This window comes from Streptomyces sp. NPDC097981 (assembly GCF_040302565.1).
In the GTDB taxonomy this organism is placed as follows: Bacteria; Actinomycetota; Actinomycetes; order Streptomycetales; family Streptomycetaceae; genus Streptomyces.
The window spans coordinates 1-23655 of sequence record NZ_JBEORW010000061.1 but is presented as its reverse complement, the minus strand read 5'-3'; the positions used below and the strand labels follow the sequence as shown (position 1 = coordinate 23655).

Here is a 23655-nt window from a genome sequence, read left to right as displayed (position 1 = left end):
AGGCAGGGGTTCATGTCCGGCTGCCGCGCTTGTCCCCCGCTCAGGTGCGCAGGAGGAGGAGTGCGATGTCGTCGGTGTTGCGGGCGGCCGGGCCGGAGCCGCCGAGGACGGCCTCGACGAGGTCGTCGAGGCCCCTCCCGGCGTTCTCAGCGAGGACCGATACGAGCACGTCCGTACCCCGCTCCGCGTCGACCCCCGCGGCGGTGGGCTTCTCGACCAGACCGTCCGTGTAGAACGCGAGCAGCGTCCCCGGGGCCAGGTCCAGGCGGGTGACTGGGCAGGGGGCGTGGACGCCGACGCCGAGCAGAGGGGCGGGGTCGAGCTCCACGCGACGCGGCAAGGCGCCTGGAGCGTGGACCAGCGGGGGCGGGTGTCCCGCGCTGGCCAGGGTGGCCAGCCCGCTGGCGAGGTCGATGTGGGCGTACAGGCAGGAAGCGAGGAGGTCGGTGTCCAGGCCTTCCAAGAGGCGGGCCGTGCGGGTGAGGACCTCGTCGGGCGGGGCGCCCGCCGTTGCCCGGACCGCAGTGCGGAGCTGCCCCATCAGGGCGGCCGCTGCGACGTTGTGACCCTGTACGTCTCCGATGACGGCGGCGACGGTTGTGGCATCCAGGACGATGACGTCGTAGAAGTCGCCGCCGATCTCCATGCCGCGGCCGGCCGGCAGGTAGCGGGCCGCGATCTCAAGGCCGGGGACGACGGGCAGGCTGTGCGGGAGGAGTGCCTGCTGGAGGCCGTGCGCGAGGTCGTGGGCGGTGTCGTACAGCCGGGCTCGGTCCAGTGCCTGGGCGATCAGGCCGGCCAGCGAGGTGAGGACGGCGCGCTCGTCCGCGGTGAAGGCGTGCGGCTGGTCGTAGGAGAGGATGCAACAGCCGACCGGCCGGCCGGAGATCATCAGGGGCAGGAAGGCCCAGGCCTGTTTCCCGCTCATCAGCGGGGCGCGGGGATGGGCCTCGGCCATTTCGCGCGGGCTGCCGAAGAAGGCCGGGGCGCCGCTGGTCAGCACCTGCCCTGCGGGGGTCAGTTCCGTGTCCAGGGGCAGGCCGTCGAGGCGGTCGATGACGACCTGGTCGTACCCGTGGTAACCGGTGATCTTCAGTCGGCCCGCGTCGGCCGCGGAGAGGACCAGAGCATCGGCTCCGAAGGCGGGCAGGATCTGGTGAGCGACGAGTTCGACGACGTCGCGGACGGCGACGGTCTCGGTCAGGGCGGCCGACAGGTGCAGGAGCTGATAGACCCGTCCTGCCTCGGCGCGCCCGCCCACCCCCGGCCGGGGCCGCTCGGGCGCAGGCGAGTCGGCCTGCTCCGTCCCTGCGGCGCCGTCCGCTACGGTGATGCGGACGCTGATGCCGCTGGTGTCCGGGTACAGCTCGAAGCGCAGACGGCCGCCGTCGGGAGGCCTGCGGGCGGTGAACTCGACCGCGTCCCGGCTGATGACTGCCGTCCGGTAGCGGTCCTCGACCAAAGGGGCGTCGAGCCAGGGCAGGGACTGCCACGGCCGCGTGCCCAGGAGATGCGCGGCGCTGCGCCCGAGCAACTCGGCGGCGGTGCCGTCGAGGAAGGCGATCCGTCCCTCAAGATCCAGTGCAAGGGCGCCTTCGGGCAGGCGCTCGGCCCAGTCCGCGGCTGCGTGCGGCTCGTGGCCGCCGTACGGGCGCGGCAGTACGGCCGGGACGACGCGGGGCTGTTCGGGGGCCGCGGGCGGGACGTCGGGTCCCGCCGCGCCCAGAATCCGGGCGAGTCGGCGGGCTTCGGCGGTGATGTGGTGGAGCTCGCGGCGGGTGGCAGCGGCGGGATGGCTGGCGGGCCACAGCAGCAGGAGCGCTCCCCGGGGGCCCGTGCGGCCCGGCAGGGGTATGGCGGCGAGCGCGAATCGATAGGGCAGGGGCGCGGCAGCCCTGGGGTACGTGTGCGCCAGGTCCTCCTGGGAGCCGACCCACACGAGCCGGTCCTCGCGGACCGCGTCGCCGACGGGGGTGGCGGCGTCCACCGGGATCCGGTACCAGGGGCGGGCCACCTCCTTGGGAACGCCGCAGAGCACTGCCAGCCCGAGGCTGCGTCCGGGCACGCCCCACAGGTAGACGGCGCCGCCGGATGCCCCGGTGCGCCGGACCGACTCGGCCAGGGCACCGTCCAGCGGTGCGGTGTCTGCGGGCTCGGCGCCGACACCGCCCGTGTGGTCACTGCGCCCGGTCAAGGCCACCTCCCGGACGGATCACCCGACGGATATACCAGGACCATGCCGGAACAAGGCGGTTGCCTTCGGCTGCTCCTTGTATGCCGTGTGCCCGGACCTCCGCACCGGAAACGGCGGCCCGCGCGGGTGCGTCGCGGGCACGGGAACGGGCAGGCGCAGGACCGTACCGGAAGCGACGTGCGGAGGAGGGCGATGAACAAGAGCAAGCTCGCCTACCGGCCGATCGGCCTGGCGCTCGGCGCCGCCGGCGGGCTGATCGCTGGGCTGGTGTTCAAGCAGCTGTGGAAGGCGGTGGGCGGTGCGGGCGATGCGCCCGACGCCATGGACGAGGAACGCTCCTGGCCCGAGATCCTGATCGCCGCCTCCTTGCAAGGGGCACTCTTCGCAGCGGTCAAGGCGGCCCTGGAGCGGGCCGGGGCCACTGGTGTCCGCCGCCTGACCGGGACCTGGCCCGCGTGAGGCGTGGGGCTTTCCTGTGTGCGCAGCCGTGGCGGCGGTGAAACAGGGTAGGCGCCCGGGGAGCGAGAGGAGATCGCCATGCCACGTGGTTCCTCCCCGAAGCGGGAACGACAGTACGAGCACATCAAGGAGTCCGCCGAACAGCGCGGCGAGTCGACGGAGCGCGCCAAGGAAATCGCTGCCCGGACGGTGAACAAGGAACGCGCCCAGGCCGGGGAATCCAAGACGGCAAGCAGGTCGTCCGTCCAGGACATGCCCGCGTCGAAGCGCGGCGGCCAACGCTCCCACAGCGGCTCCCAGGGACCCACGAAGGACCAGCTGTACAACGAGGCCAAGCAGCGCAACATCAAGGGGCGCTCGCAGATGGACAAGGCCGAGCTGAAGCGCGCTCTGGGCCACTGACGACTTCGGGCGCCCGGGACGTACGGCGCGACAGTTCCGTCCACGCCCACCAGTGATACCGGCCGGACGCGTTCAGCCGGCCGGTATCACGGAGAACAGGCTGTCGTCGAGGCGGGCCAGGAGGTCGGCCGGGTCCCGGTAAACGGCGGCAGCTCCCGCGTCCTCCAGGTCAGCGCGGGGGATCCCGCCACAGCAGGCCGACGGCAGTCACACCGGCCCGGACGGCGGCCTTCATGTCCCATACGGTGTCACCGACGAACACCGCGCGCCCGGACGGCGTCCCGGCCAGTTCGAGGGCGTGGTGAAGGGGGTCGGGCGCGGGCTTGCCCTGCTCCACGTCGTCGGAGGTGGCGGTGTCGGTGATGGCGTCCTCGGCGTCGATGGCCCGGCGCAGGGCGCCCAGTTCACTGTCCTTCGCGGAGGTGACCAGCAGCACCTTCCAGCCGGCCCGCGAAAGCGCCCGCAGCAGGCCGCCCGCCGAGTCCAGGGCGGGGAGCCGGTCGAAGTAGGTGGCGTACAGGGTGTCGTGGGCGGCGCTCAGCCGGTCGTCGCCCGAGCGGTCGCGGTCCTCTCCGAGGAGGTGGTCGAGGAGGTCCTCGCCGGGCAGGCCGATCGCCCGGTGGATGTCGTGCGTGGCCACCCGGTGCCCGGACTGGCGCAGCGCCTCCCACCAGGAGGTGACGTGGAGGTGGTTGGTGTCCGTGAGGGTGCCGTCGACGTCGACGAGTGCGGCGCGGTTCATGGCGGCTCCGTAAGTTGTTATGCGGTCCGGGAGGGCCGGATGTGGCTGATGACGGCTTGCCAGTTGTGGCTCCTGAGGAGTGGCCATCCGGCTCTCCGGGGCGCCCTGGCTGCTGATTGAGATGTGCGCGCCTTGTGCGGTCGCTGTTTACGGAGCGGACAGCGGGGTGTTCCTCGGGCCAGTGGCATGTCGCATGCAGCGAGGAGGGGCGAATGGGCGAGCGGCCTGGCGGAGCCTGGTGCGGGATCGACGCGGGCAAGGGCCACGATTGGGCGGCGGCGGTCGACGAAACCGGTGCGACCCTGTGGTCGAAGAAGATCGACAACGACGAGACGGCGATTCTGAGCGCGCTCGGCGAGATCCTGGGTCTGGCGGACAGGGTGCGCTGGGCGGTGGACATCTCCGGCACGGCCTCGGCCCTGCTGCTGGCCCTGCTCGCCGCCCACGGGGCAACAGGCCGTCTACGTGCCGGGCCGGACGGTCAACCGCATGGCGGGCGCCTACCGGGGTGAGGCGAAGACCGATGCTCGCGATGCCGCTCGGCCCTGCGCGCGCCCCGGTGCGACGGGGCGGCATATGGACCGGTGGCAGCGACATCTCCGCTATGCCGGGGTGGACGGAAGGATGTCCGGTGCTGTCCCCGTGTCGCCGGACGGCGTGCCGCCCAGCCGCTCGCGGTTGTGCGGGGCGAGCCAGCCGGAGGGATCCGGTCCCACCGGTACGATCCCGGTCGGGTTGACGCCGCTGTGCACGCGGCAGTAGTGGCGTTTGACGTGGTCGAAGTCCACCGTGTCCCCGAATCCGGGCGTCCGGAAGAGGTCCCGGGCGTACGCCCACAGGACCGGGTCCTCGGTAAGTTTCGAGCGGTTGCACTTGAGGCGTCCGTCGTAGACGACGTCGTGGTGAACAGTCTGATGTCCGCTCGGTGATGTGGTCCCCGACCAGGTAGCGGCGGTCGGCCAGGCGTCGGGACAGCTGGTCGAGGCGCCGGAACAGCGTCCCGTACGCCTCCTCGTACTCGCTCTGCTCGGTCGCGAAACCGGCCCGGTACACGCCGTTGTTGACGTCCTGGTAGATGTCCGCCATGACCTCGTCGATCTCCGCACGCTGCGGCCGCGGGTAGAGGTCGGGTGCACCCGCGCGCCAGTGGCGGGGGCCCACGCCGGCGAAGCCGTCGACCATGGCCACGCAGTCGTCGGCCATCGCACAAGCCGCATCGGCCCGAGGGGCATGCCGGCCCAGTCACACACGGCGTCCGCGAGGACCCGGGCGATCTCATCGAAGAGCACGACCTGGTGGTCCTGCCAGCCGTCGACGGCTGGCAGCCACTGGGCCGACAACCGGTCCGTGAGGGAGGCGACGCCTCCCTCGGACATGAGCAGGGAGACGAACATGTCCTTGCGGACCCGGTACCGGTCTCCGTCGAGGGTGTGTACGGCGCCGCGACCGAAGAGGGTGTCGAGGACGGGCCCGGGCAGGGCGCTCTCGCGCAGCACGTGGCGCTCGTCGTAGAAGAAGTCCACCGCCGACGGGCCGGTCAGCACCAGCGTGGGTTTGCCCACCAGCCGGGTGCGGACCGGGCCGCCCGCTCGGCGGCGGCGCAGGTCCGGCAACCATGCGTAGCCACGGGAGAGCAGGGACAGGGTGCTGTCGCCGACGAGGTGGGCCATGTCCGGCGCCTACCCGCCGGGCCGCCCCACATTCGGCGGCGACGGGCGCGCGGGGTTCGCGGGGTTTAGGACGGCCTGTCCGGGACAGCCGCGAGGTATGAGTGCCGTGCGGCGCACGGGCACGGGGCCGGGATGAGCGGCCCTGAGGGTCCCCGTTGGATCTCGCCCGTCAGGCGGGTGCACAGCGCGGTCCGCCGTATCCGGGCGGGGCGCCGCTGGGTGCGCGTTCGGGAACTGGGGTTGTGGCAGCGCTCGCTCGGGTTCGCCGCCCTCGGGTTCCTGACACTGGTGCCGCTGCTGATCGTCGTCTCGGCGGCGGACGCCGCCAACGGGCAGGGCTTCGCGCAGTGGCTCGGTGACGGGCTCGGCGTATCGGCGTCCGCCCAGCTGAAGATCGAGCAGCTCTTCGCCCTGCCCGGCCGGGCCTGGCGGACCACGACAGCGTTCGGCCTGACGCTGCTGACCGTGTTCGGCCTGTCCTTCGGAACCGTTCTGCAAAGCGGTTACGAGAGCATCTGGGACCTGCCCCCGTCCCGCTGGTGGGCCAAGTGGCGGCACGTGCTGTGGCTCGGCGTACTGGTCGGAGTGCTCTACCTGTCGGCGGTCTCCCCGCCCTGGCGCGACTCCCCCGCCCGCGGCTACGTCACGGTCGCGATCGGCACCCTGTTCTTCTGGTGGTCCCAGCGCCTGCTGCTGGCGGGCCGTGTTCCCTGGACGGCCCTGCTGCCCGGCGCGGTGGCCACCATGCTCGGACTGCTTGGCCTGCGGATCTTCTCCCATCTCGTCTTCTCACCGCTGATCGCGTCCAGCGCCGTCACCTACGGCCCCTTCGGAACCGTCCTCGTCGTCCAGTCCTGGCTCGTCGGCATCGGCGTGGTCGTATTCGGCGGTGCGCTCGTCGGCAGGCTGCTGCACGACGAGCTGCTGCGCCGCGCGAGCCCCGCGGACCGGAACGGCTGAGGGCGGCCCGCACCGGGGCCGGCCCCGGGCCGCGGTGGCGTGCGGCTCGGCGCTGTTTGGCTTGGAGAGCCCACACTTGCCTCACACCCGAGGACTGGTCATGAGCAAAGATGGACCCCATGTAGGCCAGGCGGTGCGCTGAGGGGCGGCCGCGGCCGTCATTCCGTTTCGTCGGGCTCGTGGGTCATGACCCGCTCCTGCCGCCGCCTCAGCTCCTCGGGGGTCCTGCCGGGCACCGGCTTGCTGGCCTCGGGGTGTACCGGGTCCGGGCCGGGGTGTTCCTGCACCTGCTCCTCGCGGCCGGTGCCGGGCTCCTCGCGCTTGTGTTCCATACCCTTCATGGCGGCTGCTCCTCACGCGTTCAGTGAAACGGGACTCCCTGCGGCCCGGGCGGGCGGGGAGTGAGCTGGTAGACGGCGTACGCCCGGACGATGACGGGCATGGCCACGTTACGGACCCGGACCCCGCCGGCCGTGATCCCGTGCTCGGTGCCCAGGTGGGCGTGTCCGTGGACGGCGAGGTCGGCACCGATCTCGCCGATGGCCTCGGCCAGGAAGTAGCTGCCGAGGAACGGGTGGATCTCGGGCGGCTCGCCGACCAGGGTGTCCGGGACCGGCGAGTAGTGGGTCAGGGCGATCCGCAGAGTGGTGCCGGCTTGCGCCAGGTCGGTGAGCGCGCGGCGCAGCCCGTCGGCACACGTACGGGAGTGCCGCATGAAGGCCTTCATCTCGGGTTCGCCGAAGTCACTGGCGCGGCGACCGGCGTACCCTCCGCCGATGCCCTTGGCCCCCGCCACCCCCACGGTGGTGCCGTGGAGATCGAGGACGGCCGCTTCCCCTTCGAGAACGGTGACGCCGACCGCGGCGAGAACGGCGGCGACTTCCTGCGGCCGGTCGCCGTGGTGGTCGTGGTTGCCGAGGACGGCCATCACGGGCACGGGCAGGCCGGCGACCTCACCGGCAACGACGGCGGCTTCTGCGGGGTGCCGTGGCGGGTGAGATCACCAGCGAGGAGGAGCAGGTCGGCGTGGTCGCCGAGAGTCTCGAAGGCACGTCGTAGGGACCCCTCGCTGCCTGGCGCCAGGTGGATGTCCCCCACCGCCGCCACACGGATCACGGCAGTTCCTCCTCACGGTCGGGCAGGCGTGCGCTGACGACGGTCAGGTCGTGGCACCACGCCAGCGGGTGCAGGGCCTCCGCGGCCATCCTCAGGACCGTCCCGCGGCAGCCCGGTCTGGAGACCGGTCCCCAGACGACGACCGCGTTGCCGCCCAACTCGACGCAGACCCCGCGTTCGGCGATGTCCTCGTGCGCGAGCCGGTCACGAAGGTGTTGGGCCCGGTACTCGGGCAGCGTGGGATTGTGCGTCGTCATGGCGGGCCTGCTTTCGAGGCCCGATCACGCACAGGCGTTCGAGGGGGTAGAGGAGGGGCTCGGGCAGGGGCTGGTCGCGGTGGCGGCGGTCGAGGAGTCCGGGGGCGGCCGGTACGACGTGCATGCGTCAGGCCGCGGCGTGGGCGGCGCCCGCGGGGAGCGGCACCGTACGGGTGTGCAGGATTGCTGCGATGGCGGCGGTGTCCAGCAGGGGGTCGGCCACCAGGTTGAACGGGCCGTGGACCGGACGTACGACGGCTGCCCGGTAGGCCTCGGCAGCGTCGGTGTGCAGGACCTGGAAACGCAGGCCGGACATGGCGGGGAGCGCGGGCAGCAGCCCCGGCCGGATCAGGCGCCACGGCAGGAGCGGGCCGGCGAAGATCCAGCGCTGTTCGCTCGCCGACTCCTCCTTGAAGGGGAACGCCGGTCGCATCCGCACCAGCCGGATGTCGGGGTGGGCGAGCTGGAAGCCGTCGAGGTAGCGCTCCAGGTAAGCCTTCTCGTCGCGAGTGTATGCGGCGCCCGGCCAGCCGTGGGCGGGCCGGGACTCGTCGACGGGGCGCCCGTCGGCGGGGCCCGGTGAGTACGCGCCGACCGACGAGGCGTGCACCAGGACCTGCACCCCGGCCCGGGCGCAGGCCTCGAAGACCCTGATGCTTCCCAGCACGTTGGTCCGCCAGGTGACGACGGGGTCGTGGGTGGGATGCTTTTCCAGGCGAGGTGGACGACGTCGTCCGCGCCCGCGCCCGCGGAGAGTTCGGTCAGCCCTTCGTGGCCGGGGTCGACGTCCGCCGCGGCCCAGCGCACGCCCGGGGTGCGGAGGTCCGGCAGCCGGCGGGCGACGCCGAGCACGTCGGTGACCGTACGGTCGGCGTCCAGGGCTCGCACCACGCTGGTGCCCGCATTGCCGGTGGCTCCGGTGACGACCCTCATGACGCCCACCGCGCCCTTCCCGGCACGCCGTGGCGGGATGACCTTCCATGGGCGCGAGCCGGGGCAGGGGCCACGGCAGGGGTGGCGAAGGTCCGCCGCGCGGCCTCCACCCGCAAGGCCTCCAGTGCGGACGCCTGCCGCCCCGCGCGGGCCAGGAGCCGGTCGACGGCGGCCAGGTCCAGGCGGGAGTCGGTGACCGCGAGGACCCTGAGCGACCGCCACATGGACGCCTTCCCCTCGACCCCGAGACGCATGGCTTCCAGTTCGAGGACGTCGCTCAGGGGTGAGCGCTTCACCAGTCGGCCGTTGAGCTTGAGCCTGGCCGCCTTCTCCGCCAGCCGGCCCGCGGCGACCCTGGGCCACTGCGCGGGCACGTCGAGAGCGGTCATGAACTCGCGCAAGCTCTCCCGGTCCTCGGCGATCTCCGCGGCGAGCTCGGCCAGGGGCGGCCCCGCGGGCGTACCGCGGTGGGTCCGGGCCATGCGGCGGATCAGGGAGACACCGCTGCCGGCGCCCGCGAGGTGGTCGTTGAGATAGACCGCCACGAGGCGCTGTGGGTCCGGAGGGGACGCCGTGCGGGATCGTGCTCCTGAGGGGGTGGGGGTGGGCTGGGCGTTCATGGCATGTCCGATCCGCTAGGTGGCCGGCAGGCGGCTGAAGAACGACCAGTACCGGTCGGCGACCACGCGCCCGCCTTCCGCTTCTGCCGAGAGGGCGATCCGTACAAGTGCCGGCGGGACGACGATCGCGACGAGCGTGCTCGTTGACATGGGGGCTCCCACTTCGGGGGCCGTTTTCCGGGTCTCCGGGTTCGGTTGGCGCGTGCCCGCGGCCACCCGGCACAAACCCCGACGGGGCGGGGTCCCCGTCGACGGCATGAACACGGGGATAACGGGCAGGCGCCCGATCATGACTTACGACCGGCCGGCCGGGCGAGACGGGTCCGCGCCATGACGGACGACGACACGAGGCTGAAGACGATCGCGGCGCTGGTGGGCCTGCGCGGCGGCGTCGGAGCGGACTACATCTCCGAGCTGCTCGGCGAGGTGACCCCGGACCGGTTCACGGTGCCCGTCGAGGCGGACGCGGCTGAGATCAGCCTGTCCGTGCTGCAACAGGTCTCGGGACCCGTCAATTCGCTGATCAACGGCTTCATCCTGGCGTTCGAGGTGGTGGCGGACGCCTACGAGGAGACGCATCCCGAGACGTCCACCGAGGAGATCCTGCAGGCACTGGCCCTGCGCATCGCGACTGAGCCGGACTGAGGGGCGGTACGACACGGGGTGCCTGCCGGCACAGGGGCACGTCTGGTGGGCAGACGGCCGGTCACGGACGATGCCGCCGCCGGGGCGAGCGGCGTCGGTGACACCAGACGGAGGGTCGGTGACACCAGACGGAGGGAAGGAACAGGAAATGAGCGAGCACGAGCGGCGTCATGAGGTGACGACCCCGCCTTCCAAGGCGCCCGGAGAAGCGGAGACCGCGAGTCGCGCCGCGAGGCGGAGGAGACCGGGTTCCCCAGCCGGGGCGACGGCGATGGGGGCGACGCGCTGACGCCGAACACGGCGGCTCATCGACGTGCGGGCAAGCAGGACCGGTCCGGGCACTGACTCCGAAGAGACCGCCCCCTCCCCCGCGAACCGGGAATCGATGCCGACTATTCCGGCCTCGGCAACATGAGCACGGTCCTGGCCGGGGCCGGGATCGACTGGTACTACGACCTTGGCATCCAGTACCTACGCATGCTCTTCTCCGGCGTCTTCGACCGCCGCGTGGCTGTACGGCGACCACCTCGTAGCCGAGCGCCGCGAGACCATCCGCCAGTTCGCAGGCGGTATCGACGCCGACGGACGCCACGTACACCGCGCGTCCTCGCCTCCGTACGCGTCCTCGGCGAAGGAATCGACATCGTCGGCGCACGCGGGGTGGAAGCGATCTGCTTCGCCGACACCCGCGGGTCGCACCCAGTACCACGCTGACCTGCGAGCTCACAGGCATCACAGACATATCGGTTTCGGCCGGAACGAACCCCACCACCATCCCGGACCGGCAACAGGCCCCGTCAGAGCGGACAGAAGCACCCCCAGCGCGCGCCACGGGATTTACCACGCCCCCGGCACGCACCGAAGGTGCGCTGGACCTCTGACCTGCAACGATCAGCCGGAACCTCTCCAAACGGACCGCCGGTCATGCTCGACTCGCCCGATCACCTGGGCGCCCTGTTTGGCTTGCTGTGCTCCGGACCAGGTCGAGACCTAATCCGTTTCGTCTGGATGATGCGAACTCGGACAATGGAAGAGCTGGAAGTAGTGACTCTCCGAGATCGAAGCAGGTTGCTGAGGTCATGACTGAAATGTCCACCATGCAGATGGTCACCTTTGCGGCCTGGCGGGACGACGCCCTTCACTCGGACCGCCTGGCTGATCGCCGCTACGTCACCCTGGCTGAGCTTCTGGTCCGACTGGGGAGTTACGGACTCGGGCTGACATGGAAAGCTCAGATGTTCGATGAGCAGCCACACCCGGCGTTCGCTCGGATGATGAAGGCTTCAGCAGGCACCGGAATCCCCACCCTTGAGTTGCTGGCCATGGACGCGCCCTACCTCCAGGCGATCGATGGAGAGTTCGAGGGCTATGCGGGCAACGAACTCGTACTGACCCTGAGGGAGTTCGACAGTTCCAGCTGGGATGTCCGCACAGCCGATGCGTGGGTGCTGAGTGAGATCCAACGGAGTTACCCGGACACCAGGCCAATGACCTCAGACGAATGGGACTCCACGAACTGATTCTCTGAGGCTGGAGCCTGGTAGCCAGTGGCCCCGCCTGCCGGTTATGCACGAGTTTCTTCGTGCTCACGGTGTCGTCGCACACGAAGCAACCATCAGAACCCAGACACAGACACGGCCTGTGCACAACGAGAGTGTCGCCGTCACCCCGTTTCATCGCCATGCAGAGTGTCGTCTAACACCCCCGGAGCCGGTCCGGGCTCCGGCGGTCATCGGATGGTCCGGGTAACACCCCCAGCATCGCGCCCGCAACGACTTCCTCGCTCCCGGTGACCGGGGCCGATGGGCACGGCCGTCCATGCCGGTGTGTACCTGCGGCTTTTCAGGGGAGGCGCCTGAGGAACGGTGACGCGGTAGTCACCAGGCACGGAGAGGGCTGAGCCATGAGTGAGAAAGGCATCTGGGGTTACCACCCGAGCTCGGGATTCCGGACGGGGATCGACCTCGTCGGCTACAAGGTGGAGGCCGCCGACGGTGGCATCGGAAAGATCGACAAGCATTCGGAAGACGTCGACGCATCCCACATCGTCGTCAACACCGGTGCCTGGATCTTCGGCAAGGAGGTGCTGCTTCCCGCCGGCGTCATCGAGCGCATCGATACCGTCGAGGAGAAGGTCTACGTCAGCCGGACGAAGGAGCAGATCAAGGGTGCCCCGGAGCTCGACAGGGCCAAGTACGGCGGTGAGCCCGGCTATCTGGAGCAGTTCGCCCGGTACTACGGCCACATGTAGGAGCATCGCCGGCCCGTAGCGGGACCGTCCAGGAACCACGCACCGGCCCGCGCGACGAGCGGACGGGTCGCCGTGATGCTTGGGTGGTCACGGCTCGGGTAGCCGCCCAGTAGGGAGGCGAAGGGCAGAGACAGGAGGAGAGGGGGCTTCGTGATGGACGGCCCAGAGCTCTCTCGGCATGAGCGGTTGATTCTTCTCGACGACATCGAGCGGGACCTGTCCGCCGACCGGCGCCTGGATCACCGGCTGCGTACACTGCGCCGAGGCATCAGACCCTGAGAGTCTCCCGTGACTGATCGGCTGGTGCCGCAGAACCGCGGTGCTCGTCGGCCGACGGCGGCGGTAGGCGCCCGAGCTGCCGTCGGCCGCCGCAGGCCTGTCACGCGTACGCGGCGCTCAGCGCAGGAGAGGGGGGCCGGTACCGGAGCGGGGCGAGGAGTAGGCCGCAAAGGGAGGATGGTGCGGATGTGTCGCTGACTCGCTCACTCGGTCGGGTTCGCCCCTACTGCTCGATGCCGTGCTCTACCGCCCGGAGCACTCGCTGATCAACCAGAGCCTCCGTGCGCGGATGGGTGTCGAAGCGACCAATGACGACGGCTTCGGCATCGGCTGGTACAGCGCGGACGGTGACGGCACACCGGCGGTCTTCCGGGACACCGCACCGGCCTGGAACAACCGCAACCTGCGGCAGCTCGCAGCGCACGTCCGCTCTCCGTTGTTCTTCGCGCACGTGCGCGCCTCGATCGACGGGCTCGGCCGTACAGCAGACCAACTGCCACCCGTTCCGTCACGCGATGCACAGGAAGAGCGCCGGATCGACGGCCATGCACAGGTCCCGCTGCAGCCGGTGGAAGTCCGCAATGGATCCGTTGTGCCACCATCGGCCGCACGGCGTGCCGGAGCCGCTCCAGATGACGGTGGCGGTCAGCGACGGGCAGCGGGTCTGGACCTTCCGATACTCCAATCAGGCGCGTCCCGGTCTCTGTTCCACAGCAGCCGTGCCGAGACCGTCCGCCACTCGCACCCGGACCTCGGCTACCTCCACGAGATCTCCGACGACACCCGGATCATGGTGTCCGAGCCGCTGGGAGACCTGCCCGGGATGTGGAACGAGCTTCCCGAGGCCAGCTGTGCGGTGATCCCGTCCGGGCCGGAGCCGGACTACCTCCCCTTTCTCCCGGAACCGGGCTGACGTCGCGGTCCGCGGTGCGAGCACGGGGGCGGGGGGACGACACCCCGCACGTCCGTGCCAGCGGCTCAGTCGGGCGGTTCCGGCGGGTGGGGGTGTCCTGGCGTCGGCTCGGGAGCGGCCGGTCCGGGCCCATCCGGGCGAGGCGGTTCGGCCGGTGGGGTGGGCGCACCGGGTGGCGCCGACGGATCGTGCGGCACGGGCGGCTCGGCAGGCTCCGGAGGGCCAGGAGGCTCGGCAGGCTCCGGTGGCGCCGCAGGGGAGGGGGGCTTGGGCCCCGTGTCCACTGCCGTCCCGATCGCGGGTTCGAGAAGTGTCATACGAGGCGGGTTTCCCCGATCGGCGGCCGTAAACGGGGACGAGTGAACGACCTGCCGCAGGCCGAGACCGACCGCCGACGCCATCGACCGCGCCCGGCGGCTCCTTCTCTTCGACCCTCCACCCACCGGCCGCCGCCCGGCCGTGGCCGGGCGGCTCGGACCGTCCGGATCCGCCCCGACCCCCACCGCGCGAACATCACCCGCGAAGGGGACCCGGGCATCGCACACACCGTCTGCACCTACCGTGTCGAACGCGACGGGCGGACGCGCCGTTCAGTGCTTGGTCGCGTCCTTGATCTTCTCACCGGCCTGCTTCAGGTCGCTCTTGGCCTGCATGCCCTTCCCCTTGGTCTCCAGCGGCCGGTCACCCGTGGCCTTGCCAGCGGCTTCCTGGGCCTTGCCCTTGGCCTTCTCGGCCATGTTGCGGGCCTTGTCCTTGCCACCCATGACGATCACTGCCTTCCATGCCGCGGCAAGACGGTTCCTGCCGCTCACAGGCGCCTGCCCGCGAACCGCGCTCCCAATCCGTGAACGGGCCGCCGCCCCCTGGCGCCGTTCATCGGTGCGCGGTCCGCCGGTGACGCCGGCCGAGCAACACCGCGGCCGTCACCGTCGTCGACACGGTCCACAGCGGTCGCGCGTGTCGCGCGGCCCACGCTTCCGGAGAGCGCGGGTGAGTGCGGTCGTCGAAACCCCCCGTGCGCCCCGAAGTCCCGGCCCGCATCGCCGTCGAGCGTGCTCCACAGGTTGTGCGGGCGGGCCTCACCGTCCGGCTCGGCGGTCTGCTGGGATGCGTACCCAGTCCGTGCCAGGTACCGGTCGAGCAAGCCCGGTGCGAGCCGGTTGGCAAGCAGCGTGGCCAAGCTCGCGCCACCCACGCAGTACACGCGGCGCCCGGGGTGGTCGGCAGTGTGCACGACGGCGCGCGCGGCCACTACCGGCTGGTGGATCGGCGGCACGGGCTGTGGGCGGCGCGGCAGACGCGACAATCCCCAGGTGAACTGCGGAGTGTTGACGGCCGGCAGCTGCACCACCGTCGCCCTCACCCGGCTGCCACGGTGCAGCAACTCGGTGCGCACAGCGGAGGTGAAGCCCTGGACGGCGTGTTTGGCGCCGCAGTACGCCGACTACAGGGGTATCGCGCGTTCGGCGAGTACGGATCCGACCTGCACGATGGGCCCCGAATCCCGGGGCAGCATCCGAGTCAGCGCGGCCCCCGCCATGACTCCCAACTTCCCCTCCAGTCATGGTCTCTACGCTACGAGGGGAGGGGCATGTTCGTCCTACAGCTCATGGACAAATAGGGGCACCGGGATGAGGTTTGCGGCGCTCGCTTGAGGGGGCCCACCTCATCCGCCACTGGGCGGTTGCCGGTTGGCGTAGTAGTAGAGGGCGAGGTCGGCCGGGTGGTGGACGCGTTCCTCGGTGCCGCCGATCTCCTTGAGGATGAGGTGGGTCTTGTCGAGCGGGTGCTGGGTGATGAGCCAGGGGTTGTTGTCGCTCTCCTGCCAGACCTGGGCCCACACCCTGTCTCCGACGCGGACTTCGCCGCCGTCCTTCGTACGGAATTTCGATGCCATGGACCGTACATACCCGCATTCCATGTACCCGGACCGCCAGGCCTGCTGCCATGCATGGCTGCGGGCGTGAATTTCGACAGCGGTGGCCGGACCGATGGTTCGTCCAACCGGCTCCAGCCCGCGGTGGCGCCAGCGGCCGACTCGGCGAGCGGGGACGGCAATCCACGGGCACGGGGCGCTGGCTCATGGCCGTCCTGACCTGTCTTCAAACGATGGCGGGCTCAAGCGGTCAGTGGCTGCGGGTGCGCTTGGCGTTGTACTGGTCGCCGGTGACGTGCTCCAGCCAGGTGGTTTCGGGCCGGTCGTCGTCAGGTGCGGTGGCGTCCCACAGGGCCAGGTGCTGCATGAAGCGGTCCTCGGTGGCCCGTGCCAGTGCTCCTGGCCGGGCGAGCAGGTCACCGTCTCGCCGGGGTGTGCCTCGAAGACGACCCCGTCGCGGGTGCCGACCAGGGCGACACCGGCCACGACGTGCAGGGTCTGCCCCACCGCGTGGTGGTGCCAGGCGGTGCGGGCGCCGGGCGCGAAGCGCACCATGTTGGCGCGCAGGCGGGAGGGTTCCTGACGGCGTGGATGACGCCGAACCACACGTCCCCGTTGAACCAGTCCTCGGGTCCCTTGCCGGTGTGCTGCGGATGGACGAACTCCACGGGATGCTCCTTGCTTTCCTGCGGGAGGGGGTGAGGGAGAAGTCGGGTCAGCGTTCCAGCATGGCCAGGCCGGCTTCGGTGTGGGTGCCACCGGCAGCCGGGGAAGGCTGGAGAGCTTGGCCTGGACCTCGGGGGCCAGTTGGAGGCTGTCGGCGGCGGTGTTCTCCTCGACGCGGGCCACGCGCTTGGTGCCGGGAATGGGGGCGATGTCGTCGCCTTGGGCCAGCAGCCAGGCGATGGCGACCTACGCCGGTGTGGCGCCGGCCTGGGCGGCGATGGCCTGGACTTCGTCGGTGAGGGCCAGGTTGCGCTGGAAGTTCTCGCCGGTAAAGCGGGGGTCGATGGGGGTGTTCGGGTCGAAGCGGTGCTGGTAGTACAGGTCGATGTGGTCGGTGCCCAGCCGCTTCAGCGACCCCTCGACCGAGGTGCGGATGTTGGCGGGGGTGGAGTTCAGGTTCCACACGCCGGCCCCGGCGTGGTCGATCAGGCCGAACTTGGTGGCGAGGGCGACCTGGTCGCGGCGGCCTCTGAGGGCCTGGCCAAGAGGTTCTCGTTGGCGTAGGGGCCGTAGATCTCGGCGGTGTCGATGAGGGCGACGCCCAGGTCGATGGCCCGGTGCACGGTGCGGATGGATTCCGCGTCATCCGTGCCGGCGCCGGTCAGGCCGTGGGACATGCCCATCGCCCCGAGACCGATCCGGGAGACGTCCAGGTCACCCAGCTTGATGTGCTTCATGGTCGTGCTTCTCCTGACGGGTTGAACTCGGGTGATCGGCGCGATCAGGCGCCTGCACAGGGGCGGGCGGCTACTCTCCGGCGGGGAAGTCGGTGGAGGCCGCCAGCTCGCGCTGCGTCTCGAAGTCCTCGATCCGCCTGCGCAGCACACTGAGGGTGGAGTCCAGGGCCTGGGAGCCGAGGACCATCCGCAGCGGGGCCGGCTCGGTGTCGGCGGACTCGATGATGCGGGCGGCCATACGCTGCGGGTCGCCGGGGGCGAGGCCGCCTGCGGGGTCGAGCATGGCCTGGAACGCGTGGGCGGAGTTGCCCTCGTAGGCGTCGATGGGGTCGGCGACCTGGGCGCTGCCGTAGCGGAACTCGGTACGCGCCCCGCCGGGCTCGACGATCGTCACGCCGATGTTGAACGGGGCGACCTCCTGGGCGACGGACTCGGCGAAGCCCTCGATGCCCCACTTGGTCGCGTGATAGAGGGAGTTGCCGGGGAGGGCGACCTGGCCACCGTAGGTCGACATCTGGATGATGCGGCCGCCGCCCTGGGCGCGCAGGTGCGGCAGGGCCGCGCGGATCAGAGTGATGGAGCCGGTGGGGTTGGTGGCGACGATGTGGTCGACCTGGGCGTCGCTGATCTCCTCGGCGGCCCCGAACAGACCGTAACCGGCGTTGGAGACGATCACGTTGACCCGGCCGGCCGCGAACGCCCCGTCCACGGTCTTGCGCACGGCGGCGGTGTCGGTGACGTCGAGGATCTCCGGACGGAAGGTGTCGGGGTACTTCTCGGCCAGGCCGGCGACCTTGTCCAGGTTACGGACGGTGCCGATCACCGTGTCGCCGCGCTGAAGGAGCTGGGTGGTCAGGGCGTGGCCGAAGCCGCTGCTGACGCCGGTGATGAGCCAGGTACGGGTGGTCATGCGTGATCCTTCTTCGTGGTCGGGCCGGTGTCGGCCGGGGTGACGGCGCCGACGGCAGCCAGGGCGTTGAGGGTGCGGTGGTAGCCGATGAACGGCAGCAGGCCGGTCAGCACGGCGAGCAGGGTGGCGCGGGTGTTGCCGACGTTCACGTTGGCCACGACGTGTCCCTTCACCTGGGCCTCAGCGCCACCGAGAGCGGCGAGCATCGCGAAGGTCAGCAGCTCACGGACGGGGACGTCGATGCCGGTGCGGGTGTAGTGGTCGCCGAAGCAGTTCCCGCTCAGGAACCGCTGGATGTGCTGCTCGTCAGCGGGGGCGTTCGCGTACATGGCGTCCACCGCCTTCTCGCCGACGATCCGCTTCTGCACCGCCAGGCCCTGCTCCCTCCGGGTGTCCAGGCTGGTGGTGGACTGGCCCTCCAGAGGGAGCTCGACACCGCGGTCGGTGAGCACCTCGTTGGTGGCGTGCAGGAAGTCGAAGACCCGGACCATGCCGGCGTACGGCACGGCCCGGTAGACGATCTCCTTCGCCTGAACCGGGGTGACACCGACGGTGAGGGCGGCGCCGAGCATCACCCTGAACTCGGCGAGGGCGCCGACGGCGATCACCGGCGCGAGCTACGTCATCAGCCGGGTGGACTCCAGCACCTCCTGCGTGTGCCGCAGGACCTCGTCGAAGGCGAAGTCGTCGAAGTACTCGATCAGCTCCGGATCGGTGACGGCGAGGGTGGAGACGTGGCCAGGAAAGAGCCGCCCGTGCGCGGCGGTGGCGGCGTTCGGCTTGCCGGTGGCAGTCACGGGCGCACCATCACCTTCAGGCGGCTGCGGTCGTCCATCGCCTTGTACGCGTCGGCGACATGGTCCAGGGAGACCTCTGCGTCGAACACCCGGCCCGGGTCGATCCGGCCGGCGAGCACGTCCTCGATCGCGGGCTCCAGGTAGGCGCGCACCGGGGCGGGCCCGCCGGCCAGGCCGGCGTTCTTCCCGAACAGCGACCCGAAGCCGACCGGTGCTTCTTCGTACTGGGGGACGCCGACGCGGGAGATGATTCCACCGGGGCGCACGATGCCGTACGCCTGCTCGTAGGCGGGCATCAGACCGACGGCCTCCAGGACGACGTGGGAGCCCTCGCCGCCGGTCAGGTCCATCACCTTGGCGATGCCCTCCTCGCCGCGCTCGGCCACGACGTCGGTGGCACCCCACTCCCTGCCGAGGTCAGTGCGGGAGGTGTGGCGGCCCATGAGGATGATCTTCTCCGCACCCATACGGTGCGAGGCCAGCACGGCGGACAGGCCCACCGCGCCGTCGCCGATCACGGTCACGGTCTTGCCCGACTCGACCCGGCCCATGTGGGCGGCGTGGTAGCCGGTGAGGTAGACGTCGCTCAGCGCCAGCAGCGAGGGCAGCAGCGCCGTGTCCACATCTGTGGGGATCTTCACCAGAGTGCCGTCGGCCTGCGGCACCCGGACGGCCTCGGCCTGCGCCCCGCCGACGCCGCCGACGCCGTACCAGCCGCCGCGGGGACAAGCGGTGTGGAAACCGTCCCGGCAGATCGCGCAGGTGTTGTCCGCGTACGCGAACGGGGAGACCACGAAGTCACCGCGCTTGAGACCGCGGACCTCGGAGCCAGTCTCCTCCACGACACCGAGGAACTCGTGCCCCATCGGCGCACCCTCGTCGGTCTTGTCCATCGAGTGGTAGGGGTGCAGGTCGGAGCCGCACACGCAGGCCAGGGTGATCCGGACGACCGCGTCCGTGGGCTCGACGACCCGCGGCTCGGGAACGTTCTCGACCCGTACATCGCCGGGGCCGTACATGAAAGTGGCACGCATGGAAGATATTTCCTTTCGTCGCTTGCGGCAGCTCTGTGAACTGGGGATATGACCGTCTCGCTGGTGGGGCGGCCGATGGAGTCAGCGCGGTTCGAGGCGCAGAGTGGAGGCGCGGGCCCGGTCGGTCAGGACGTGCTCGACGATGCTCGTGTAGCGGCCGTACTTCTCCCGGTAGGCGGCGTCCACGCCCGCGTACTCGCCGGGGTCGGCCGGTTGGATGGTGACGTCGCGGCGGACGCCGCCGGCCTCGCTACGGCCCTGGTGACGGGACTGCGTGCCCCGGTACCAGGGGCCGTCGGTGCCCTTGACCGAGCGGACGTACAGTCGGTCGCCGGAGCGGACCACCCACATGGTCACCGGATCCCGCAGCATGCCGTTAGCCCGTTCGGAGGCAAGGTCCAGCTCTTCGGCTGCGGCGACCCTGTCCAGGTCCGTGCCGTTCCAGTCCGCCATCGTTCTTCCCTTCCGGTGCGCGGAGCCCAGGGACAGGCTTTGCCGTCCCGTGCTGCCGCTGACCACGTTCACCGTCGCGGTCACTCGAACATGAGGCGACACGATCAAACCTGCCCCCTTTCGGCTGCCCCAGGTAGGCCGAGATGTGCCAGGGGGTGACCAGCGGGGGGGTACCACAGGGCCCCCTCGCCAGGCGTGCCGCCCCGGGAGAGGAAGGAGAGTGGAGGTATGGCACCCGAGCAGCACAGCGGCGGAGACGAACTGGGGCGCTCCCTGCGCGCCCGCCGCACCCAGACCAGCCCGCAGTCCGCCGGCTTCACCCCCGGCCCCGGCGTACGCCGCACCCCCGGGCTGCGCCGAGAGGAGCTTGCCACGCTCTCCGGGGTCAGCATCGACTACTACACCCGCCTGGAACGCGGCAAGGAAACCCGCCCCAGCCCCGCCGTGATCGACGCTCTCGCCCGCGCCCTGGTGCTCGACGACGCCGAGCACCAGCACCTGCGCGACCTCGCCGTCCGCGCCGCCCGCTACGCACCCCAGGCCGCCCCCGCTCCCAGCCGCACCGTGCGCCCGCACCTGAAGCTGCTGCTGGAAACCGTGCGCCCGAATCTCCGGGCAGCCGGCGGAGCGGTGGTCACCGTCACCGTCCCGCGCCGCCCGCTGCTCGCGGGGAGCGTCGGATGAGCGGCACCGAGGATCCCGGGGCGCCGGTGCGCGTCCTGGTCGTCGACGACCAGGAACTGGTGCGGAAAGGAATCGCCTCCCTGCTGGGCATCCAGCCGGGCGTCACCGTCGTCGCCACCGCCACCGACGGCCGACAGGCCGTCGGTGGCCGCCGTCACCCACCGGCCGGACGTCGCCCTGGTCGACGTCCGGATGCCCGGCATGGACGGCATCGACACCACCGCCGCCCTCGCCGAGTGGTCATGCTGACCACCTTCGACGACCAGGCATACGTCGCCCGCGCGCTCACGGCCGGCGCCGTCGGCTACCTGCTCAAGAGCCTCCCCTCCGCCGAACTCGCCCGCTCCGTCCGCCTCGTCCACGCCGGTGTCGCCCAGCTCGACACCTCGGTGATGGCCCGCCTCGCCGCCACCCTGACAGCCGCTCCTGACCGCCCCGGCCCGGCGGTTCCCGCTCCGGAGCCGGCACCCGTCCACCAAGGTCCGGGCCCGGCCGAGGCACTCACCGCACGCGAGGTGGACGTGCTGCGCCTGATCGCGGGCGGCTCGGCCAACCGGGAGATCGCCTCCCGGCTCTTCCTCAGCGAAGACACCGTCAAGAACCACATCTCCCGCATCCTCGGCCGCCTGGGCCTGCGCGACCGCACTCAGGCCGCCCTGTACGCCCGCGACCACGGGCTGCTCTGAACGGAGCGACCGGATCGGGCGCGGAAGGGCTGCCGGTCAGGGCCGGAACTGACGCCGGTAGGTCGAGGGGCTGACGCCCATCCTCTCCCGGAAGTGGCGGCGGAAGCCCGCGACCGTCAGACCCACACGGCCGGCCACGACGTCGATCGGATAGTCCGCGGACTCCAGCAGTGCGGCGCCGGCCCGGATCCGCTGGTGCGTGATCCACCGTCCCGGCGACAGACCGGTCGCGTCGACGAAGCGGCGTTCGAACTGCCGCACCGACAGGTGTGCGACGCCGGCCAGTTCGTCGACGGCGAGCCGCCGGTGGAGGTTGTCCAGCGCGTACCGCACGGCGCTGTCGACCGGGTCGTCGGCCGGCGCTCTGCCCACCGGGTGTTCCGCGAACTGGGCCTGGCCGCCCTCGCGGTGTGCGGCCACGACCATGCGGCGCGCCACCCGGGCGGCGACGTCGGCGCCGTGGTCCTTGCGTATGAGGTGCAGGCAGGCGTCGATGCCGGCGGCGGTACCGGCGGCGGTGATGACCGAGCCGTGGTCGACGTAGAGCACCGACGCGTTCACCGTCACCTCCGGATGGCGTTCCTGGAGCAGACGGGCGTGCCGCCAGTGCGTCGTTGCCTCCCTCCCGTCCAGCAGGCCCGCGGCGGCCAGGGCGAACGCGCCGCTGCAGATGGACACCACCCGCGCTCCTCGTGCGGAGGCGTCCCGCAGCGCCTTCAGGACCGTCGGGGAGACGTCGCGGCGCACGTCCGCGACTCCCGGGACGATGACGGTGTCGGCATGCCGGAGCCGGCCGAGGCCGTGGTGCACCACGATGTCGAAGCCGCCCACGACCCGGTGCGGTCCGGGTGTCTCGGCGCACAACTCGAACCGGTACCACCAGTCCACGTCCAGCTCCGGCCGGGAGACCGCGAACACTTCGGCGACCGTGGCGAGCTCGAACGGGGCCATCCCGTCGAAGGCGAGGCAGGCGATCCGGTGGTGGCGCATGACGTAATCCTAGCGACAGGTGCCGTTTCCGACACTGTCGGGAGTGTCCGCGAGGCTCGATCCTGGTGGCATGGAACCTGACACCGCTGCTCCGCTGACGTTCGGCATGCTCGTCTTCGACGAGGTCGAAGTCCTCGACATGGGAGGCCCCTTCGAGGTCTTCAGCACCGCCGGCAGACTGGCCCGCACCGCCTCCGACGAGCCCCTGCTGCGCGTACTGACGGTCGCGGCGACCGAGCGGCCGGTCCGTGCCCGTGGCGGACTGAGGATCGTCGCGGACCACACCCTCGACGAGGATCCGCCCTTCGACGTGCTGGTGATCCCCGGCGGCGTCACCACGGCGGTCGAGACGGACGCGGAGGTCATCGACTGGCTCGCCCGGCGCCGGAAGACTTCCGTACTGACGTTCAGCATCTGCACCGGGGCCTTCCTGCTGGCCGCCACCGGGGCTCTGGACGGCCGTCCGGCCACGACCCACTGGGAGGACCAGGAAGAGCTGGCCCGGCGCCGACCGGACATCCGGTTGCGCACCGACGTCCGGTGGGTCGACGACGGCGACATCGTCACCTCCGCGGGAATCAGCGCGGGCATCGACGCCAGCCTGCACATCGTGGGCCGGCTCTTCGGTGAGCGACTCGCCCGTCGCACCGCCCGCCAGATGGAGTACGTGTGGACGGCCACGCGGGCCTGAGGCGCCAGGGGCGGACGGAGCCCGTACAGAGCCGACAGGCCGCCACGAACCGGGCGTCAGACGACTACGCCGAAGCCCCCGGATCCAGGTTCAGATAGCTGTCGACCCGCGGGTGTGCGTCACTGTTCCGCCTGGATCGGCAATTGTTCAATGCGGCAAGTTGGCCGCCTCTCAGGATCCACTGAAGAGGCATAAGAGGATGTCTCACGTGGTGAGCTCCGCGAGTCTCTTGTAGCAGGTCAGGGCTTCGGCGAGGCCGAGGAAGGCAAGGAAGTGGCTGCCTTTTCGTTCGCACCGGACGGTGAGGCGGCGGTAGCCGAAGAGCCAGGAGATCGACCGCTCGATCTTCCAGCGGTGCCGACCGAGCCGCTCGCCTGACTCGATACCGGGACGGGCGATCCGCGGGACGCGGTTCCGGCTGCGGAGCCAGCGGAGGTGCTCTGCGGAGTAGTACGCCTTGTCCGCGCGGACCTTCACCGGCTTCCTCCAACGTGGTCCGCGCCGGGAGCGGACGGCGGGGATACCGAGAATCAACGGCTTGAACGCCTGGCTGTCGTGCAGGTTGGCGCCGGACACTGCGACGGCCAGCGGTAGGCCCTAAGGGTTGTCCCGTAACTGCTGGTCACGGGTGAGATGATCTTGGTGTGGCTAGTGTGATTACGGCGTCTGAGCCGTCCTGGATAGCCCCGT

22 protein-coding genes and 11 pseudogenes are annotated in these 23655 nt (G+C 70.8%); 12 read left to right on the top strand and 21 right to left on the bottom strand.

What is annotated here, in order from left to right:
• Positions 1-40: 40 nt before the first annotated feature.
• On the bottom strand, positions 41-2194 hold the full coding sequence (locus ABTY04_RS36315) for a SpoIIE family protein phosphatase (protein ID WP_352217707.1): 2154 nt from the start codon (positions 2192-2194) through the stop codon (positions 41-43).
• Positions 2195-2386: 192 nt separating this feature from the next.
• On the opposite strand from ABTY04_RS36315, the gene ABTY04_RS36310 reads away from it, so the two are divergent.
• The gene (locus ABTY04_RS36310) at positions 2387-2653 is read left to right on the top strand and encodes a DUF4235 domain-containing protein (protein WP_352217706.1); all 267 of its coding nucleotides are present in this window, start codon (positions 2387-2389) and stop codon (positions 2651-2653) included.
• A 78-nt stretch (positions 2654-2731) separates the two neighbouring features.
• Positions 2732-3055 (top strand): plasmid stabilization protein, encoded by a 324-nt coding sequence (locus tag ABTY04_RS36305; protein ID WP_352217705.1) that lies wholly within the window; start codon positions 2732-2734, stop codon positions 3053-3055.
• A 72-nt stretch (positions 3056-3127) separates the two neighbouring features.
• Here the strand turns inward: ABTY04_RS36305 and ABTY04_RS36300 are convergent.
• Positions 3128-3797: pseudogene (locus tag ABTY04_RS36300) on the bottom strand (HAD family hydrolase).
• 212 nt (positions 3798-4009) lie between these two features.
• On the opposite strand from ABTY04_RS36300, the pseudogene ABTY04_RS36295 reads away from it, so the two are divergent.
• Positions 4010-4334 (top strand): annotated as a pseudogene (locus tag ABTY04_RS36295) (IS110 family transposase); the annotation flags it as partial.
• A 65-nt stretch (positions 4335-4399) separates the two neighbouring features.
• On the opposite strand, the pseudogene ABTY04_RS41320 reads toward ABTY04_RS36295, so the two are convergent.
• A pseudogene (locus tag ABTY04_RS41320) lies at positions 4400-5467 on the bottom strand (glutathione S-transferase C-terminal domain-containing protein).
• Between the two features lie 132 nt (positions 5468-5599).
• On the opposite strand from ABTY04_RS41320, the gene ABTY04_RS36285 reads away from it, so the two are divergent.
• A complete protein-coding gene (locus ABTY04_RS36285; protein ID WP_502996791.1) occupies positions 5600-6427 on the top strand; it encodes a YhjD/YihY/BrkB family envelope integrity protein in 828 nt (275 codons plus the stop codon).
• A 158-nt stretch (positions 6428-6585) separates the two neighbouring features.
• On the opposite strand, the gene ABTY04_RS36280 is transcribed toward ABTY04_RS36285, so the two are convergent.
• The 6 genes and pseudogenes from ABTY04_RS36280 to ABTY04_RS36255 form a co-directional block, all read right to left on the bottom strand.
• Positions 6586-6768 (bottom strand): hypothetical protein, encoded by a 183-nt coding sequence (locus ABTY04_RS36280; protein WP_352217703.1) that lies wholly within the window; start codon positions 6766-6768, stop codon positions 6586-6588.
• Between the two features lie 20 nt (positions 6769-6788).
• A pseudogene (locus ABTY04_RS36275) lies at positions 6789-7543 on the bottom strand (metallophosphoesterase family protein).
• Positions 7540-7800, bottom strand: coding sequence for a hypothetical protein (locus tag ABTY04_RS36270; protein ID WP_352217702.1), 261 nt, complete (start codon positions 7798-7800; stop codon positions 7540-7542). The pseudogene ABTY04_RS36275 and the gene ABTY04_RS36270 overlap by 4 nt, the downstream one beginning before the upstream one ends.
• 130 nt (positions 7801-7930) lie before the next feature.
• A pseudogene (locus ABTY04_RS36265) lies at positions 7931-8733 on the bottom strand (NAD-dependent epimerase/dehydratase family protein); the annotation flags it as partial.
• Positions 8730-9278: a hypothetical protein gene (locus tag ABTY04_RS36260; RefSeq protein WP_352217701.1), complete on the bottom strand. Its 549-nt coding sequence runs from the start codon at positions 9276-9278 to the stop codon at positions 8730-8732. The pseudogene ABTY04_RS36265 and the gene ABTY04_RS36260, both read right to left, overlap by 4 nt.
• A 90-nt stretch (positions 9279-9368) precedes the next feature.
• Complete coding sequence (locus ABTY04_RS36255) at positions 9369-9503, bottom strand: hypothetical protein (protein WP_352217700.1); 135 nt, start codon at positions 9501-9503, stop codon at positions 9369-9371.
• A gap of 180 nt (positions 9504-9683) precedes the next feature.
• Between ABTY04_RS36255 and ABTY04_RS36250 the strand changes: the two genes are divergently transcribed.
• From ABTY04_RS36250 to ABTY04_RS36230, 5 genes and pseudogenes are all read left to right on the top strand, one after another.
• Positions 9684-9998 carry a hypothetical protein gene (locus tag ABTY04_RS36250; RefSeq protein WP_352217699.1) on the top strand — a complete coding sequence of 105 codons (315 nt, stop codon included), beginning with the start codon at positions 9684-9686 and terminating at the stop codon, positions 9996-9998.
• A gap of 502 nt (positions 9999-10500) precedes the next feature.
• Positions 10501-10694: pseudogene (locus ABTY04_RS36245) on the top strand (hypothetical protein); the annotation flags it as partial.
• A gap of 383 nt (positions 10695-11077) precedes the next feature.
• Positions 11078-11518: a hypothetical protein gene (locus ABTY04_RS36240; RefSeq protein WP_352217698.1), complete on the top strand. Its 441-nt coding sequence runs from the start codon at positions 11078-11080 to the stop codon at positions 11516-11518.
• 383 nt (positions 11519-11901) lie between these two features.
• Positions 11902-12249 carry a PRC-barrel domain containing protein gene (locus ABTY04_RS36235; protein WP_352217697.1) on the top strand — a complete coding sequence of 116 codons (348 nt, stop codon included), beginning with the start codon at positions 11902-11904 and terminating at the stop codon, positions 12247-12249.
• 505 nt (positions 12250-12754) lie between these two features.
• Positions 12755-13441: pseudogene (locus ABTY04_RS36230) on the top strand (class II glutamine amidotransferase).
• Between the two features lie 590 nt (positions 13442-14031).
• On the opposite strand, the gene ABTY04_RS36225 reads toward ABTY04_RS36230, so the two are convergent.
• From ABTY04_RS36225 to ABTY04_RS36180, 10 genes and pseudogenes are all read right to left on the bottom strand, one after another.
• Positions 14032-14253, bottom strand: a complete 222-nt coding sequence (locus ABTY04_RS36225; protein ID WP_352217696.1) for a CsbD family protein — start codon at positions 14251-14253, stop codon at positions 14032-14034.
• Between the two features lie 61 nt (positions 14254-14314).
• Positions 14315-14990: pseudogene (locus tag ABTY04_RS36220) on the bottom strand (SDR family NAD(P)-dependent oxidoreductase); the annotation flags it as partial.
• Positions 14991-15107: 117 nt separating this feature from the next.
• Positions 15108-15338, bottom strand: coding sequence for a hypothetical protein (locus ABTY04_RS36215; RefSeq protein ID WP_352217695.1), 231 nt, complete (start codon positions 15336-15338; stop codon positions 15108-15110).
• Between the two features lie 229 nt (positions 15339-15567).
• A pseudogene (locus ABTY04_RS36210) lies at positions 15568-15985 on the bottom strand ((R)-mandelonitrile lyase).
• 47 nt (positions 15986-16032) lie between these two features.
• A pseudogene (locus ABTY04_RS36205) lies at positions 16033-16720 on the bottom strand (aldo/keto reductase).
• 70 nt (positions 16721-16790) lie between these two features.
• On the bottom strand, positions 16791-17630 hold the full coding sequence (locus ABTY04_RS36200; RefSeq protein ID WP_352217694.1) for an SDR family oxidoreductase: 840 nt from the start codon (positions 17628-17630) through the stop codon (positions 16791-16793).
• Positions 17627-18238 (bottom strand): carboxymuconolactone decarboxylase family protein, encoded by a 612-nt coding sequence (locus ABTY04_RS36195; RefSeq protein WP_352217693.1) that lies wholly within the window; start codon positions 18236-18238, stop codon positions 17627-17629. Before ABTY04_RS36195 ends, ABTY04_RS36200 begins: the two co-directional genes overlap by 4 nt.
• A gap of 9 nt (positions 18239-18247) precedes the next feature.
• The gene (locus ABTY04_RS36190; protein WP_352217692.1) at positions 18248-18427 is read right to left on the bottom strand and encodes a hypothetical protein; all 180 of its coding nucleotides are present in this window, start codon (positions 18425-18427) and stop codon (positions 18248-18250) included.
• Positions 18424-19461, bottom strand: coding sequence for an alcohol dehydrogenase catalytic domain-containing protein (locus ABTY04_RS36185; RefSeq protein WP_352217691.1), 1038 nt, complete (start codon positions 19459-19461; stop codon positions 18424-18426). Before ABTY04_RS36185 ends, ABTY04_RS36190 begins: the two co-directional genes overlap by 4 nt.
• A gap of 81 nt (positions 19462-19542) precedes the next feature.
• Positions 19543-19914, bottom strand: a complete 372-nt coding sequence (locus tag ABTY04_RS36180) for a DUF2255 family protein (RefSeq protein WP_352217690.1) — start codon at positions 19912-19914, stop codon at positions 19543-19545.
• Positions 19915-20142: 228 nt separating this feature from the next.
• On the opposite strand from ABTY04_RS36180, the pseudogene ABTY04_RS36175 reads away from it, so the two are divergent.
• Positions 20143-20523, top strand: a pseudogene (locus ABTY04_RS36175) (helix-turn-helix domain-containing protein); the annotation flags it as partial.
• Between the two features lie 71 nt (positions 20524-20594).
• The gene (locus ABTY04_RS36170; protein ID WP_352217689.1) at positions 20595-21284 is read left to right on the top strand and encodes a response regulator transcription factor; all 690 of its coding nucleotides are present in this window, start codon (positions 20595-20597) and stop codon (positions 21282-21284) included.
• A 36-nt stretch (positions 21285-21320) separates the two neighbouring features.
• Here ABTY04_RS36170 and ABTY04_RS36165 read toward each other — a convergent pair whose 3' ends face one another.
• Complete coding sequence (locus ABTY04_RS36165; RefSeq protein ID WP_352217688.1) at positions 21321-22274, bottom strand: helix-turn-helix domain-containing protein; 954 nt, start codon at positions 22272-22274, stop codon at positions 21321-21323.
• A 70-nt stretch (positions 22275-22344) separates the two neighbouring features.
• Between ABTY04_RS36165 and ABTY04_RS36160 the strand changes: the two genes are divergently transcribed.
• Positions 22345-22965, top strand: coding sequence for a DJ-1/PfpI family protein (locus ABTY04_RS36160; protein ID WP_352217687.1), 621 nt, complete (start codon positions 22345-22347; stop codon positions 22963-22965).
• Positions 22966-23169: 204 nt separating this feature from the next.
• On the opposite strand, the gene ABTY04_RS36155 is transcribed toward ABTY04_RS36160, so the two are convergent.
• On the bottom strand, positions 23170-23553 hold the full coding sequence (locus ABTY04_RS36155) for a transposase (protein WP_352217715.1): 384 nt from the start codon (positions 23551-23553) through the stop codon (positions 23170-23172).
• Between the last annotated feature and the right edge of the window lie 102 nt (positions 23554-23655).